We start from the raw sequence: 12,521 nt of genomic DNA on the forward strand, positions 1-12,521 counted from the left end.
GTAGGCAATATTTTAAGACCGAAATCGCAAGTTCTCTCTGGTCAGTTGATCAATCGAAGTTTTGCCCATGAGTTTCATGTCGCGTTCGAGTTCGGCTTTCATTAAGCCTAGGGCGCGTTCAACGCCAGGTTGTCCTGCGGCAGCGAGTGGGTATAAGTACATGCGGCCGATGCCGACGGCTTTGGCGCCGAGGGATAAGGCTTTGAGTACGTGGGTGCCGCGCTGTACGCCGCTGTCAAAGATGACATCGATTTCGTCGCCTACTTCATCAACAATTTCTGCGAGCTGATCGAAGGAGCTGCGCGAGCCATCAAGCTGGCGACCACCATGGTTGGAAATGATCACGCCAGTGCAGCCAATTTCTACGGCTTTGCGGGCGTCTTCTCGGCTCATGATACCTTTTAGACAAAACTCTCCGTCCCAGAATTTCACCATTTCTGCCACGTCGTCCCAGTTCATGGATGGGTCGAGCATGTTGGTAAAATAGTCACCAATCGAAGTGGCGCCTGAGCCCATGTCTATGTGTTCTTCAAGCTGCGGCAAACGGAATTTTTCGTGGGTGACGTAGTTAATGCCCCACATGGGTTTGAGAACAAATTGCAGCATGCCTTTTAGGTTTAATTTAAAAGGAATGGCGAAGCCTGTGCGAAGGTCGCGTTCTCGGTTGCCGCCAGTAATGGAATCGACCGTTAACATCATGACTTGTACGCCTGCGTCTTTGGCGCGTTGCATCATGGCACGGTTCAGTTCACGGTCTTTATGAAAGTAAAACTGATAGACCTGAGGTGTGGTGGTTTGCTTGGCAATTTCTTCCATGCTTACAGTGCCAAGGGACGACACGCCAAACATGGTGCCGTATTTTTCGGCAGCATTCGCAACCGCTCTTTCGCCATCGTGATGAAATAATCGTTGTAAGGCGGTAGGCGAACAGTAGATTGGCAGGGCGAGTTTTTGTCCCATCACGGTGACGGACAGATCTACGTCTTTTACGCCAGTGAGAACACTGGGCACTAGGTCGCAGGTTTCAAATGCAGCCGTGTTGCGGCGGTAGGTTGTCTCGTCGTCGGCGCCACCATCAATGTAATTGAAGATCGGACTTGGTAGGCGTTTTTTGGCTAGAGTGCGAAAGTCTTGGAAGTTGTGGCAGTCTTTGAGACGCATGGATTCAGCTCCTTTTATTTTGTTTATTAACTATAGACGCTGTTCTATTTGCGATAAATACGACATAAACTAATAAACTCTTTCTTAAAACGTCTTAATGAAAAGGGGGCATGACATTGAACGCAGCTGATTTAACGCTTTTCGTAAACGTTGCCGATGCAGGCTCGTTTAATAAGGCCGCGCAGCAAGTTGGATTATCGACGCCAGCCCTGAGCAAACGTATTAGCAAGCTGGAACAAGATCTTGGTGCGCAGCTAATTCACCGTACGACGAGACGACTCAGCCTGACCGAAGCGGGTGAGAGCTTGTATGTTCACGCCAAAAATATAGAAGGCCAAGTGAGCGATGCGATTGCGTCGGTGTCGGCCTTTAGCCAAGGCTTAACTGGGACAATCAAAATGTCCGTACCAACTATTTCTGGTGAGTTGCTGTTGGCCGAAGCGGTGGCGGAGTTTTGTCAGAAATACCCCAATATCAACGTGGATATGCGTCTTGAAAATGATTTTGTCGATCTTGTCGGAGAAGGGCTGGATCTGGCGATTCGCACCGGCAAACTGGAAGATTCAAGCCTAATTGCCAAGCCTTTGATTCAATCTAACTGGATTGTTTGCTGTTCGCCAAGTTACATCGAGCGTCATGGCGAAGTCAGAGATTTAGATGCACTGAAAGAGCATAATTGTTTGGCGTATACCTACCAAGCGCAAGGTTCATTTGATTGGCGCTTTACCAAGCAAGGTGTTGGTCAAAAAAGAGTTGAAGAAAGTGTGCGCATCAGTGGTAGCTTTGCTACAAATAACGCTCAGGCTTTACGCAAGGCCGCCTTGGCTGGTTTTGGTATCGTCTATGTGCCGCGTTGCTGTGTGTATGAAGATTTACAGCAAGGTAAGCTGGTTGCTATTTTATCCGATTACCAACCACGGCAGCTCGGTGTCTATGCTATCTATCCCTTTACCAAATACTTGCCAGAAAAGTTGCGCTTATTAATAGAGCATATCAAGCAGGCTTATCAGGATAAAAAAGAGTATTTTTAGGTCTAACAAGGCAAATAAGGTACTTTCTATTTATTGGCTTTGTCCTTATTCTTATTTTTTTGTGGTTTTATGATGGGAGCACTTATGTCTGGTCAAGGTTCAGGCGGCAATGTGATTGCTGCACTTTGTAATGTTTTTATTCCTGGATTAGGTCAACTGGTGCAGGGGCGTTTTTTTATGGCGCTGTTCTTTTTTGTGACTGTCTGTGTGAGCTATGCATTAGGGGCAACAGTGATTTTGTTCTTTATGTGGCTAGTTGGTGGGATATTGCACCTTTGGTCGATTATTGATGCCGCTCGTTTTTCTCGGTTTCGTTCAGTTTTATGATGCGCAGGTAAGGCATCATAAAGTAAAGAAGAGCTTTATTAATGGGTGAAGGGAAGCAAAGCGTGAAGAAGAGAAGCCCCAGCTGGGCCTTGATATTGTCTATCTTGTCGCCGGGATTCGGGCATGTATACGCAGGGGATTTGAAAAAAGGGGTATGGCTTTTTTTTCTGCAAGTTGGTGGGCTTATAGTCTTTGCAAAGCTGGGCTATCTTTCGACAGCTTACGGAATTTGGCTTTTTGTTGTCTTTATACTCTGTCTCTATTCGTACGCCATACTCAGCGCTGTGCGACTTGCTTTATCAAATAAAACCTACGAATTGAAGCCTTATAACCGCTGGTATTGCTATCTGGCTATACTGGCGTTGATTCTGACTTTTGGTCAAACACTTATCTCGTCTCGTGGTTCGTTGTTGGGCTTTGAGCTTTATAGTATCCCCTCTCGCTCTATGATGCCGACTCTACAGCCGGATGATTATATCGCCGTCGATACCCAAGACTTGTCTTTAAAAGTGGGCGATGTGGTGGTGTTTCGATACCCTAATAATAGACAAACCTTGCTAACCCTGCGAATCGTTGCTTTAGGCAACGACAGAGTGGCTATTGAAAATGGTCAAGTGATGTTAAATGGCGAGCCTGAAATAGTAGCTTCGGTTGATGACAGTTTTAGGCGCAACGAGGTTTCTATTTCTATGGCTGAACGAGTTGTGCCAGAAGGGCAAGTGTTTGTCTTGGGTGATTGGCGAGATAACAGTAATGATAGCCGTTATTGGGGGACGTTTCCTGAATCGGATGTCATTGGTAAAGTGACGTATATTTGGTTTTCTAAAGAGTCTAATCGGCTTGGAAAGAAAGTTACGAACAGATAGCCAAAAGGCTATCTGTTTAACAAATGTTGATTGGCGCAATTCTTTGAAATATCGCCATTCAATGCATTAATAAGGTTGTCGACCGCACAGGTTACCATGGCAAGGCTTGTTTCTGTTGTTGCAGACCCAATGTGAGGAAATAGTACCGCATTGTCCAGTTTGCAAAGTGGTGAGTCACCAGGTAGAGGTTCGACTTCAAAGACATCTAAGCCAGCTGCGCGATAAGACCCTCTGCTTCCACTAGGACCGCGATAAAGTCTTCTTCATGTTATGACTCCTTTTCTAGCTTATTTAGGGTCTCTCTAGTAGGTAGACCTTCGCTGTCGCCACGTACTTGAACGGTTATAGAACCTAGTAAATTTCCTCGGCGAGCGGCCTGTTCAATGGTTTTTCCATCTAATAGAGCCGAGATCACACCAACAGCAAAGCTATCGCCAGCACCGACCGTATCCACTACTTTCTCTACAGGGAAGCCTGCAACGGTACCTGATTCACCGTTACTGGTTTTAAAGTAAGCACCTTTGCTACCGAGTTTGACGATCACTGTTTTGACACCATGCTGAAGATAAAAGTCCGCAATCACTTCAGGTTCATCACTGCCCGCGAGAATTTTACCTTCTTCTATACCAGGTAGAACGATGTCACAGGCAAAGGCAAACTCATTAATGGATGCAACCATAGTGGCTTCATCAGGCCACAAAGTAGGGCGCAAATTGGTGTCAAAAGACACGCTGCAGCCTTGCTCTTTGGCTAGATTTAATGCATGTCTGGTCGCTTCACGCATTGTGTTAGATACCGCTATCGAGATGCCAGTTAGATGCAAATGGGTACCCGCTTTAAATAGTGCACTGTCAATGTCTGCCGTACTTAATGTTGAGGCTGCTGAGTTACGACGGAAGTATTCGACTTTAGGGTCGCTACCATCAGTTACGTTCGATTTCAGCATAAAGCCAGTAGCGTGATTTGCACCTTCAGAAATCCAATCAGTACGAATGTTTTCATTGCTGATTGCTTGACGAATGAATTGACCAAAGCTGTCTTTACCCACTTTACTGATATAGCAGGACTCAAAACCTAAACGCGCCATACCAATAGCAACGTTGACTTCCGCCCCAGCTAAAGAGCGATGAAACTCTTCTATCTGTGCCAGTTGTCCTGGTGTTTTGGCCACAAACATAGCCATTGCTTCACCAAGAGTGACAAAAGAGTGTGATTGATTGTTTTGCATGTTGATTGCCCCTGAGGTTTTTGTGTTTATGGAGGTCAAATAGTATGCGAAGAAAGTATCATGGAATCGATTCCATGGATAGGCTTTAACCACATCTGAGCAGTATTTTTATGAGGTTTTTTTAGTCAATATGAGCTAAGTGGAATGTCGAATAACAAGTTCAGCTTTGAGCTTGATGTGTTGCGCTGGTTCTTCGTTGCCTTGTACTCTTGAAAGCAAACGTTCGCATGCGGTTTGGCCGATAAGCTGAGTGGGTTGGCGCATGACGGTGATGCCGCCTTCAAACAGTTGCGCCCATTCAGGGTCGTCTATACTGATTAAACCTATTTGCGAGCCGATACGAATGTCTAACTGCTTCAAGGCTTTCGCGGTACTCATCATAGCGACACCATTCGTCGTGAATATAGCGGTTTTGCTGTTTGGGTGATTAGTCAAAAAGTCTTGAATCAGGTTCACTAAAATACTGACGCTCAGCTTGTCTATTTCGATAACATCACATGTGATGTTTGGGGTTGTTTTACAGAAAGCTTGAACGGCTCCGACTCTTGCTTGGCGGGGCTCAATTCCAATGGATTCGGTTACGACCAGAATCGAATCGTAGCCATTAGCTTCTAAGTGTTGGCAGGCTTCTTTTACAGCGGTTTCGTTATCCAAGCCGATTGTGTCGAACCCGAGGGAAGTATTGATTCTATCAACCAGCACTAAAGGGCAGGACAGTTGTTTTAAATTGTTAATCTGTTTTTGTGCCATGCCTGCAGTGTTGACGATGATACCATCGACTCTGTGAGCTTCGAGTAGTGATAAATAGCTGTCTTGAAGCTCTTTTTTATTATCCGTGTTACAGACCATTAGCATGTAACCTTCACGGCGACAGACGTGTTCTATCCCTTGCAAGACATCGATAGAATACGGATTAGTGACATCCGCCAGTAGTAATCCAATGAGTTTGGATTGTCCTGCCCTTAGCATACGAGCCGAATGGTTTGGCCGAAAATCAAGGTGTGCAATGGCTTGGGCGATTTTTTCTCGAAGCGCTTCTGATAGCTTATCTTGTTCCCCATTGAGGTAACGTGAAACACTGGTTTTGCCAACTTTTGCGTGTTTTGCAACGTCTGAAATCGTGGTGAAGTTTTTATTGTTTTTCTTCAACAATGTGTCGTCTCAATGGTTGTATTAGCGGGTATTGGAATAAGTGATTTGCCGTACTGTAAACTATGATCCTAGCAAGGCGCAATTTTATTGAACGAATCAACAGCTAGATTCATTTTCATATTTTCTCTTTTAACATGGTGTTATATGGGAATACTCACTGTGGGCAATCTTGTTTGTCATTGGGTATTTACTCACATTTTTTAAGGGGTTGCCCAATTAAGTAAAAACCTTAACCTTCCTTCAAGTCTTGTTTCCTTTTTCCTGACTCTTTAATCACTTGTTCATGCATGCCGTAGCCATATGATTAAGTTATCGCAGGCAGCTTTTCATTTGCCTGCTGACTATTTGAGTTTAGTGGAGACATGAAGATGAGTAACGAGGCAAAGGGCTTAATTGATAGTTTGTTTGAACGTATTAATACCGCAGAGAAAAACACTGGTGAGCGGGACAAAGAAGCAGAAGCGCAGATAAATAAACACCTTGTGGCGAATCCTGCCGCACCTTACTACATGGCACAAACCATTATTATGCAAGAAGCCGCGTTAAAGCAGTTGAATGCCCGTGTAGAAGAGCTCGAACGTAATGCATCGACTAAGCCCAGCTCTGGCGGTTTCTTATCTGGGCTATTTGGTGGAGAACAGGTGTCTTCTCAAACGTCCGCTCAGCAAGCTTCCGGTTGGGGCAATGGCAATGGTTCCCAGCAAGGCTTTGGTCGGTCGAGCAATCAACAGGCAAGGAATCAAACTGACAGTCAAGCTCAAGCCTCTGCTCGGAATCGTTCTGGAGCGGGTAGCTTTTTAGGTGGTGCCTTACAAACCGCAGCTGGTGTGGCAGGCGGTGTTGTTGTCGGTAATATGTTGATGAATATGTTTAGCCATCACTCTGATGCAGATATGGTCAATGCCATTAACGAAACGCCTACCGATTCGGACGTTGGACAAGAGTCTGATATTGGGTCAGCATCAGATTCTGAACAGAATGGTTTTGCTGATAGCGATAGCGCAGATCAAGGTGGTTTTGGTCAGGCAGGCTTTGATCAATCGGATGATGGTCTGGATCCTAACCGAGGCTTTGGGCAGGCTGGGTTTGACCAAGCGAATATGGATCAAAGTGATCTAGATTCAGGTGGCTTTGATCAAGGTTTTGATGATATGGGCGGTTTTGATGACTTCGGCAGTGATGATTTTATTTAGTCATTCGCTTTAAAAACACATCTCCAGATCGACAGCTTTCGATTTGGAGATGTGTTGATCGAGCAGACCATTTTTACGTCACCTCAACAAAGCTCATAAAGCCTGTTTTTAGGTGTTCGATTATATGGCAATGATACATCCAACGGCCTGGATTATCTGCCACAAACGCTGCCAAAACCGTTTCGTTTTCTCCTAATAAAACGGTATCTGAATGGAAAGGTGTGATGGCTTTTTTATTGGATTTTAAAACTGTGAATGTATGACCATGGATGTGGATCGGATGGTGATACTGGGTCAAATTCGACAGCTCGAAGATATAGGTTTTGCCTCGCTCTAGTGTAGCAAGAGGGTCTGGAATATGGCCTTTTGACATACCTTCCCAAGAGCGGCGATTCATGGTCCAGAAGTTATAACTTACCTTGCCATCTTTTTCGATTGGCGTGATGTTGGCGTTCCATTCAAAAGCAAACTTAATGGTTTCTGCGTTATCTAAATCTGGTGCCGTAATTGGGTTGAGTGGTAGCTTAGGCAACTGACGATTTTTGAGCTGACTTGCTACTGTCTTGATCGTCACTAATGGTTTGTTCTTGTGCTTAAATGTGACCGTTTCACCTACTTTGCTAGGTGCAATAACACCAAGGTCAAGACGCATTCCTGGCGCGGTCATGTGATTGGTTAACGCAACAGGGTTGGCGATAGGGTTGCCGTCAATGGCGATGACTTGTGCTGCTGGATCGGTTGCGTTTATCTGGTACATCACAGTGTTATCGACGTTCAAAAAGCGAACTCGAATAGCGCCGCCAGCAGGCACTTCATAGGTAGGGTTGATCTGACCATTGACTGTCATCACGCGTCCAGGTGTGCCCATGCGAAAAGCATTTTGCGGTGTCGTTAGAGCGGTGAAAGAACCATCGTCTTTGATATGCCAGTTCTTCATGCACAACACCAGGTCTTCATCGAAGTCTGGCTTCTCTGCTTCCTCCACTATTAATGCGCCAACCAAGCCTTTTCCAAGTTGTTCGACGCTGTTCATGTGTGGGTGATACCAGAAAGAGCCTGCATCTGGCGGTGTGAATTCGTAGTCGAACGTTTCACCTGGCATGATTGGGGGCTGGCTTAAAAAGGGCACGCCATCCATCGCAATGGGGATTCTCATGCCATGCCAATGAATTGTTGTTGGTTCGTTTAGTTTGTTGATGACGCGAATACGAACAGGCTGATGCTGTTTGGCGCGAATAACTGGAGCTGGGTAGCCGCCGTTAAAACACAGCGCTGGCGTGCTGCCGCCAGGGACAATGTTCACATCGGCCGCTTCGACGATTAATTCATAGTCGAAACCTGCAGAAGGTGTTGCGGCGAGTACGACTCTAGGCAGTGTGCTCGTCATAGCGACTAGCAAGCTGGATTTTATAAAATTACGTCTGTTCAAAACGTCTGTCCTGTAAATTATTTTTCGTAAATTTAGCCAAGTGCGAATTTAATGATGCTGAGCATAGCAAAAAAGTTATCGTTATAATTTGGCCTTGATCAGGCTTTTAACGATATCCCTGCGCCTGTAAAGTAAATAAATGCGCATATTGGCCTTGTTGAGCTAGTAGTGAATCGTGGGTACCACGTTCTTGGATCTGTCCATGCTCCATAACAATGATCTCGTGAGCGAGTCGTACGGTAGAAAAACGGTGAGAAATCAGAATCGCCATTTTATCCTTAGTATGCTCTTGGAAATGCTGGAAAATATTGGCTTCAGCTTGAGCATCCATAGCCGCTGTTGGTTCGTCTAAGACTAAAATATCAGCGTCTTCGCGCATGAAAGCACGGGCCAAGGCGATTTTTTGCCATTGTCCCCCCGACAATTCTTGCCCGCCACGGAACCAGCGTCCCAGTTGGGTCTGATAGCCTTGTTCCAGTTCATCAATAAAGTCGGTCGCCTTACCAAGTTCAGCGGCTTTTTTCCAACCTGTTTGATCGTTAAATCTGTCATTGTCGCCAGCGCCAATGTTTTCGCCAACGATAAATTGATAGCGTACAAAGTCTTGGAATATAACGCCAATACGTTTTAGTAGTGCGCTTTCCTCCCATTCTAATAGATCTAAACCATCCAATAAAATTCGCCCTTTGGTGGGGTTATAAAGACGAGTGAGCAGTTTAATCAGCGTGGTTTTGCCGGAACCATTTTCGCCGACAATGGCCAGACTTTGACCAGGTTTAATATGCAGATTGATATTGGCAAGCGCTGGGCGCTCACTACCCGGATACTGGAAAGTAACGTCTTCAAAACGAATACCATCGTTTGGCATAGGGCCTACTAACAAACCGGATGTTGAAAGCGGCGTTTCTTGTTCTAGATATTCGTAGAGATTAGATAAGTATAAGTTGTCTTCATACATACCGCTGATGGCGGTGAGAGAAGCGGATACCGAGCTTTGCCCTTGTTTGAAGAGCAATAAATACATGGTCATTTGACCCAAGGTAATCGCTCCAATAATAGTGTCGCTGACGATCCAACCATAAGCGCCATAAAACACCAATGTGCTTATTACACCAAGGGCAAAGCCCCAGCTTTCTCGACGTAAGATAAGTCGCTTACTTTCTTTGAATAGTTTGATGAATATTTCTGTGTAGCGTTGTAGAAATCGATCACCTAATTGGTACAGGCGGACTTCTTTGATGTTGTCTTCTCGAGCCAGTAGCGTTTCTAAATAGTTTTGTTGACGGACTTCAGGTGAGCGCCAACGAAACATTAAAAAAGCGTCACCAGAAAACTTAGCTTCAGCAATGAAGGAAGGTAAGGCGCCACATATTAATAGAATGAGTGCCCATGGCGAAAATTGCCAAAGTAGAACGGCAAAGCTAGATAAGGAAATGGCATTTTGCAGCAGAGCAAAAGTCTTATTAACGAGCGCGAGTGGTCGACTGGATGCTTCGCGACGAGCTCGAACCAGTTTGTCGTAAAACTCAGAATCTTCAAAATGAGACAGGGTAAGGCTTTGGGCTTTTTCTAAAATCATTAAATTAACTTTTTGACCTAGCAAGCCTTGTAAAATGGCTTGTTGGGCTGTCAAAGCACGTTGCGCTGCGGCAATTACCAATACTAAAAGACCTTCTAATAGCACGTAATTGAGTGCGGTCTGATAATGCACAACTTGATCTTGCTTGTAGCTTTCCATGGCGGCAACAACCGCGTCCACTATCAACTGCCCGACATACGCCATTGCCGCTGGAGTGACACCGGCAATCAGAGTCGCCAGTGCCAAGCCAATGGTTAACTTTGGAGAGGTTTTCCATACTAAATCAATGGCGCGTCGACTATAACGAAAGACGCCAAGCATGTTTTTATCGACAGTGTTATTCGGCGAAGCAACAGGTTTCATTAAAGACCTTAAAACGTTAGGAAATACATGCAGAGGAACGAATAGTATAAGTTATTCTGCCGATCTTTTATCCATTTTAAAAACACGACACTTGGTGCTTGATAAGATGCTCTTGTGTTTGCGTCGTTTGCCTATGAGTTTTTTATTGGTTAGTAAGGCTAGTGAGTAAACCTATTCGGTGCATAGCAATCGCTAGAAAATAGTTGATCCGTTGACCTTATCCTTTCGTATAACGCTCATTATGGTTACTGCTTAAGGAATGATTTTGACTCCAGACACGTCACGAATTATCGAAATGGCTTGGGAAGATCGTACGCCATTTGAAGCCATTCAAATGCTTTATGGGCTCTCTGAGCCAGATGTTATTTTATTAATGCGAAGGAATCTTAAATCTAAAGCTTTTAGAAACTGGCGAGCTAGGGTCTCTGGGCGTGCGAGTAAACATTTGGCGTACCGCAACCCTGAAATTTCGCGTGGCTACTGTAAAACACAGTATAAAATTCGTGCTAACAAAGGGCGCTAATAACGATTGGAAGACTGGTTTCTCCCAATCGTTATAAGTGGATGTGGTGTGCGCAAGAGAGGAGCTTATTTCCCTGCACTCTGTGCTTTTACGAAATCAGCCAAGATATGAGTTGAATAAAGCCAACAATAATCCCTGCAATCGCTAAAAGCAGCAAGCTATTTACTGTGTATTTTAGACGCTTATAGGCTTTTCTATTTGTCTGCTTTAGCTCTTTACTTTGCTGTAATAGCGGTGTGACATTTTTGAAAATTCTATTTGCCAGTCCGCCTTTATCTTCACCCGTATTGGGTACGACAGAGGCTCTCATCAACATTTTGTAGCAGAAATTAATGACCTTCCCGAAAATATTGACCGGTCGATTGAAGTCACACATTAAAATCAAGCGACTCTGATCTGTATTGTTCTTTACAAAGTGCAGGTACGTTTCATCAAACAGCAAGTCTTTGCCATCTTGCCAAGCGTATTCCTCTCCATCTACGTTAATGAAACAATCTTTCGAGTTAGGGGTTTCTAGCCCTAGGTGGTAGCGTAAAGAACAGGCGACAGGGTCTAGATGACGCGTCAGTTCTGAGTTTCCTGGCATGTAAGCAAACATGGCGCCATTGATATTTTTAATTTTGCTGAGTATCTCAACGGTTTTTGGGCATTGTTTTTGAGCGGAAACATGGTTGTATCCATACCATTTTAAGTAATACTTTCTCCAGCCGTATTTATGAAATGTTCTAAACCCCAAGTCATAGGACGCGTCAGAGCCAGGTTTGTTAATGTTTTCTAGTTCACCACAATGTTGCAGTGCCAGTGCTTCATCTCTTATCACTTCCCAGTTTTTGCGGAGTTCGTCTAACTCTTTGTATTGAAGCGTATCGATAATAGGGCGACGGACTTTTTTGGTGGAAAACAAATACAGTAAGCAATTTAAAGGGGCAAATATCGGCCAGCCTTTACGGAAGTATTCAGACCAGCTGGTGTATCGAGTGTTTCCTCTATACGTATAAATGTAGTACATGGAACACATGCTGAAAGTAGCAATAAATAACATGATAACGGCAAGCTGCATCTTTATTTCCCATTTCTTGACGATTAGTCTTTTTATTTGCTAATTATTTACCATTGGTCATGAAATGTGAATACCCAAAATAGGGGATGCGCTTATCCGCTTTTAAATTTTACATGGATGCTTCATTTTGAATATTTCTTGTACTAAACGAGGGGATGATGCAGCTTTATGCTGCATCACTTTCTGGAAAATCGCTGCTTTCATCAAGATCAAATGTGAGAGCGCTATCATCTTCGCTATAAATCATCTCTTCATCGGTTTCTATGACAAGGTCTTCAAGTGTCTTTTTTTCAGTAACTACTGCTGATGACGCTGTTTTTCCACTGGATTCTTTGGATGATGATTTTTTGGCTTTTGGTGACGTTTTCTTTTTGTTGCCTAATATATCTAATAGAGAATCCTTGTTCTCTGCTAGGTACATAGATAAAGCTTCTTTTTGATTGTGGTCTCCAGCTAAATTGCTCTGATCCAATACTTCATAAAGCGCTTCAGCGGTATCTAGAAGTTTGTCGTATGCATCGGCCTCGACTTTTGAAGTAAATGTCATTTTTTCGATTCCATCGCGTTCTACAACATATTTGATAATTACAGGCATGATCCACCTCATGA

12 protein-coding genes and 1 pseudogene are annotated in these 12,521 nt (G+C 44.3%); 5 read left to right on the forward strand and 8 right to left on the reverse strand.

Annotated elements, in window-relative coordinates:
- Nucleotides 1-12 precede the first annotated feature (12 nt).
- Nucleotides 13-1,161, reverse strand: a complete 1,149-nt coding sequence (locus tag C1X04_RS03050) for an alpha-hydroxy acid oxidase (protein ID WP_110575863.1) — start codon at nt 1,159-1,161, stop codon at nt 13-15.
- Between the two features lie 110 nt (nt 1,162-1,271).
- On the opposite strand from C1X04_RS03050, the gene C1X04_RS03055 reads away from it, so the two are divergent.
- From C1X04_RS03055 to lepB, 3 genes are all read left to right on the forward strand, one after another.
- The gene (locus tag C1X04_RS03055) at nt 1,272-2,192 is read left to right on the forward strand and encodes a LysR family transcriptional regulator (protein WP_137169138.1); all 921 of its coding nucleotides are present in this window, start codon (nt 1,272-1,274) and stop codon (nt 2,190-2,192) included.
- 84 nt (nt 2,193-2,276) lie between these two features.
- Nucleotides 2,277-2,519 (forward strand): hypothetical protein, encoded by a 243-nt coding sequence (locus tag C1X04_RS03060; protein WP_110575859.1) that lies wholly within the window; start codon nt 2,277-2,279, stop codon nt 2,517-2,519.
- A gap of 62 nt (nt 2,520-2,581) precedes the next feature.
- Entirely contained in the window at nt 2,582-3,385 is an 804-nt protein-coding gene (gene lepB / locus C1X04_RS03065; protein ID WP_175404884.1) for a signal peptidase I, read from the forward strand.
- 8 nt (nt 3,386-3,393) lie between these two features.
- On the opposite strand, the pseudogene C1X04_RS03070 reads toward lepB, so the two are convergent.
- The 3 genes and pseudogenes from C1X04_RS03070 to C1X04_RS03080 all read right to left on the reverse strand — a co-directional run.
- Nucleotides 3,394-3,567: pseudogene (locus C1X04_RS03070) on the reverse strand (bifunctional glyoxylate/hydroxypyruvate reductase B); the annotation flags it as partial.
- Between the two features lie 86 nt (nt 3,568-3,653).
- Nucleotides 3,654-4,613, reverse strand: a complete 960-nt coding sequence (locus C1X04_RS03075; RefSeq protein ID WP_137169140.1) for a sugar kinase — start codon at nt 4,611-4,613, stop codon at nt 3,654-3,656.
- A 135-nt stretch (nt 4,614-4,748) separates the two neighbouring features.
- Nucleotides 4,749-5,765, reverse strand: a complete 1,017-nt coding sequence (locus C1X04_RS03080; protein ID WP_110575851.1) for a LacI family DNA-binding transcriptional regulator — start codon at nt 5,763-5,765, stop codon at nt 4,749-4,751.
- 368 nt (nt 5,766-6,133) lie between these two features.
- On the opposite strand from C1X04_RS03080, the gene C1X04_RS03085 reads away from it, so the two are divergent.
- Nucleotides 6,134-6,958, forward strand: coding sequence for a DUF2076 domain-containing protein (locus C1X04_RS03085; RefSeq protein ID WP_137169141.1), 825 nt, complete (start codon nt 6,134-6,136; stop codon nt 6,956-6,958).
- 73 nt (nt 6,959-7,031) lie between these two features.
- Here C1X04_RS03085 and C1X04_RS03090 read toward each other — a convergent pair whose 3' ends face one another.
- Both C1X04_RS03090 and C1X04_RS03095 read right to left on the reverse strand, forming a co-directional pair.
- The gene (locus C1X04_RS03090; protein WP_254682319.1) at nt 7,032-8,387 is read right to left on the reverse strand and encodes a multicopper oxidase family protein; all 1,356 of its coding nucleotides are present in this window, start codon (nt 8,385-8,387) and stop codon (nt 7,032-7,034) included.
- 106 nt (nt 8,388-8,493) lie between these two features.
- Nucleotides 8,494-10,329, reverse strand: a complete 1,836-nt coding sequence (locus C1X04_RS03095) for an ABC transporter ATP-binding protein (RefSeq protein ID WP_137169142.1) — start codon at nt 10,327-10,329, stop codon at nt 8,494-8,496.
- 259 nt (nt 10,330-10,588) lie between these two features.
- On the opposite strand from C1X04_RS03095, the gene C1X04_RS03100 reads away from it, so the two are divergent.
- Nucleotides 10,589-10,852 carry a TIGR03643 family protein gene (locus tag C1X04_RS03100; RefSeq protein WP_137169143.1) on the forward strand — a complete coding sequence of 88 codons (264 nt, stop codon included), beginning with the start codon at nt 10,589-10,591 and terminating at the stop codon, nt 10,850-10,852.
- A gap of 88 nt (nt 10,853-10,940) precedes the next feature.
- Here the strand turns inward: C1X04_RS03100 and C1X04_RS03105 are convergent, their stop codons facing one another.
- Both C1X04_RS03105 and C1X04_RS03110 read right to left on the reverse strand, forming a co-directional pair.
- The gene (locus tag C1X04_RS03105; protein WP_137169144.1) at nt 10,941-11,912 is read right to left on the reverse strand and encodes an aspartyl/asparaginyl beta-hydroxylase domain-containing protein; all 972 of its coding nucleotides are present in this window, start codon (nt 11,910-11,912) and stop codon (nt 10,941-10,943) included.
- 166 nt (nt 11,913-12,078) lie between these two features.
- Nucleotides 12,079-12,507 carry a YebG family protein gene (locus C1X04_RS03110; RefSeq protein WP_110575842.1) on the reverse strand — a complete coding sequence of 143 codons (429 nt, stop codon included), beginning with the start codon at nt 12,505-12,507 and terminating at the stop codon, nt 12,079-12,081.
- Nucleotides 12,508-12,521: the final 14 nt, after the last annotated feature.

This window comes from Marinomonas sp. FW-1 (assembly GCF_005222245.1).
GTDB lineage: Bacteria > Pseudomonadota > Gammaproteobacteria > Pseudomonadales > Marinomonadaceae > Marinomonas > Marinomonas alcarazii.

What these genes read in the sequence shown, in the direction of transcription:
- C1X04_RS03050 (WP_110575863.1), bottom strand. Translation starts at nt 1,161, where the DNA reads ATGCGTCTCAAAGACTGCCACAACTTCCAAGACTTTCGCACTCTAGCC.
- C1X04_RS03055 (WP_137169138.1), top strand. Translation starts at nt 1,272, where the DNA reads ATGACATTGAACGCAGCTGATTTAACGCTTTTCGTAAACGTTGCCGAT.
- C1X04_RS03110 (WP_110575842.1), bottom strand. Translation starts at nt 12,507, where the DNA reads ATGCCTGTAATTATCAAATATGTTGTAGAACGCGATGGAATCGAAAAA.
- C1X04_RS03100 (WP_137169143.1), top strand. Translation starts at nt 10,589, where the DNA reads ATGATTTTGACTCCAGACACGTCACGAATTATCGAAATGGCTTGGGAA.
- C1X04_RS03105 (WP_137169144.1), bottom strand. Translation starts at nt 11,912, where the DNA reads ATGCAGCTTGCCGTTATCATGTTATTTATTGCTACTTTCAGCATGTGT.
- C1X04_RS03075 (WP_137169140.1), bottom strand. Translation starts at nt 4,613, where the DNA reads ATGCAAAACAATCAATCACACTCTTTTGTCACTCTTGGTGAAGCAATG.
- C1X04_RS03060 (WP_110575859.1), top strand. Translation starts at nt 2,277, where the DNA reads ATGTCTGGTCAAGGTTCAGGCGGCAATGTGATTGCTGCACTTTGTAAT.
- C1X04_RS03085 (WP_137169141.1), top strand. Translation starts at nt 6,134, where the DNA reads ATGAGTAACGAGGCAAAGGGCTTAATTGATAGTTTGTTTGAACGTATT.
- C1X04_RS03095 (WP_137169142.1), bottom strand. Translation starts at nt 10,329, where the DNA reads ATGAAACCTGTTGCTTCGCCGAATAACACTGTCGATAAAAACATGCTT.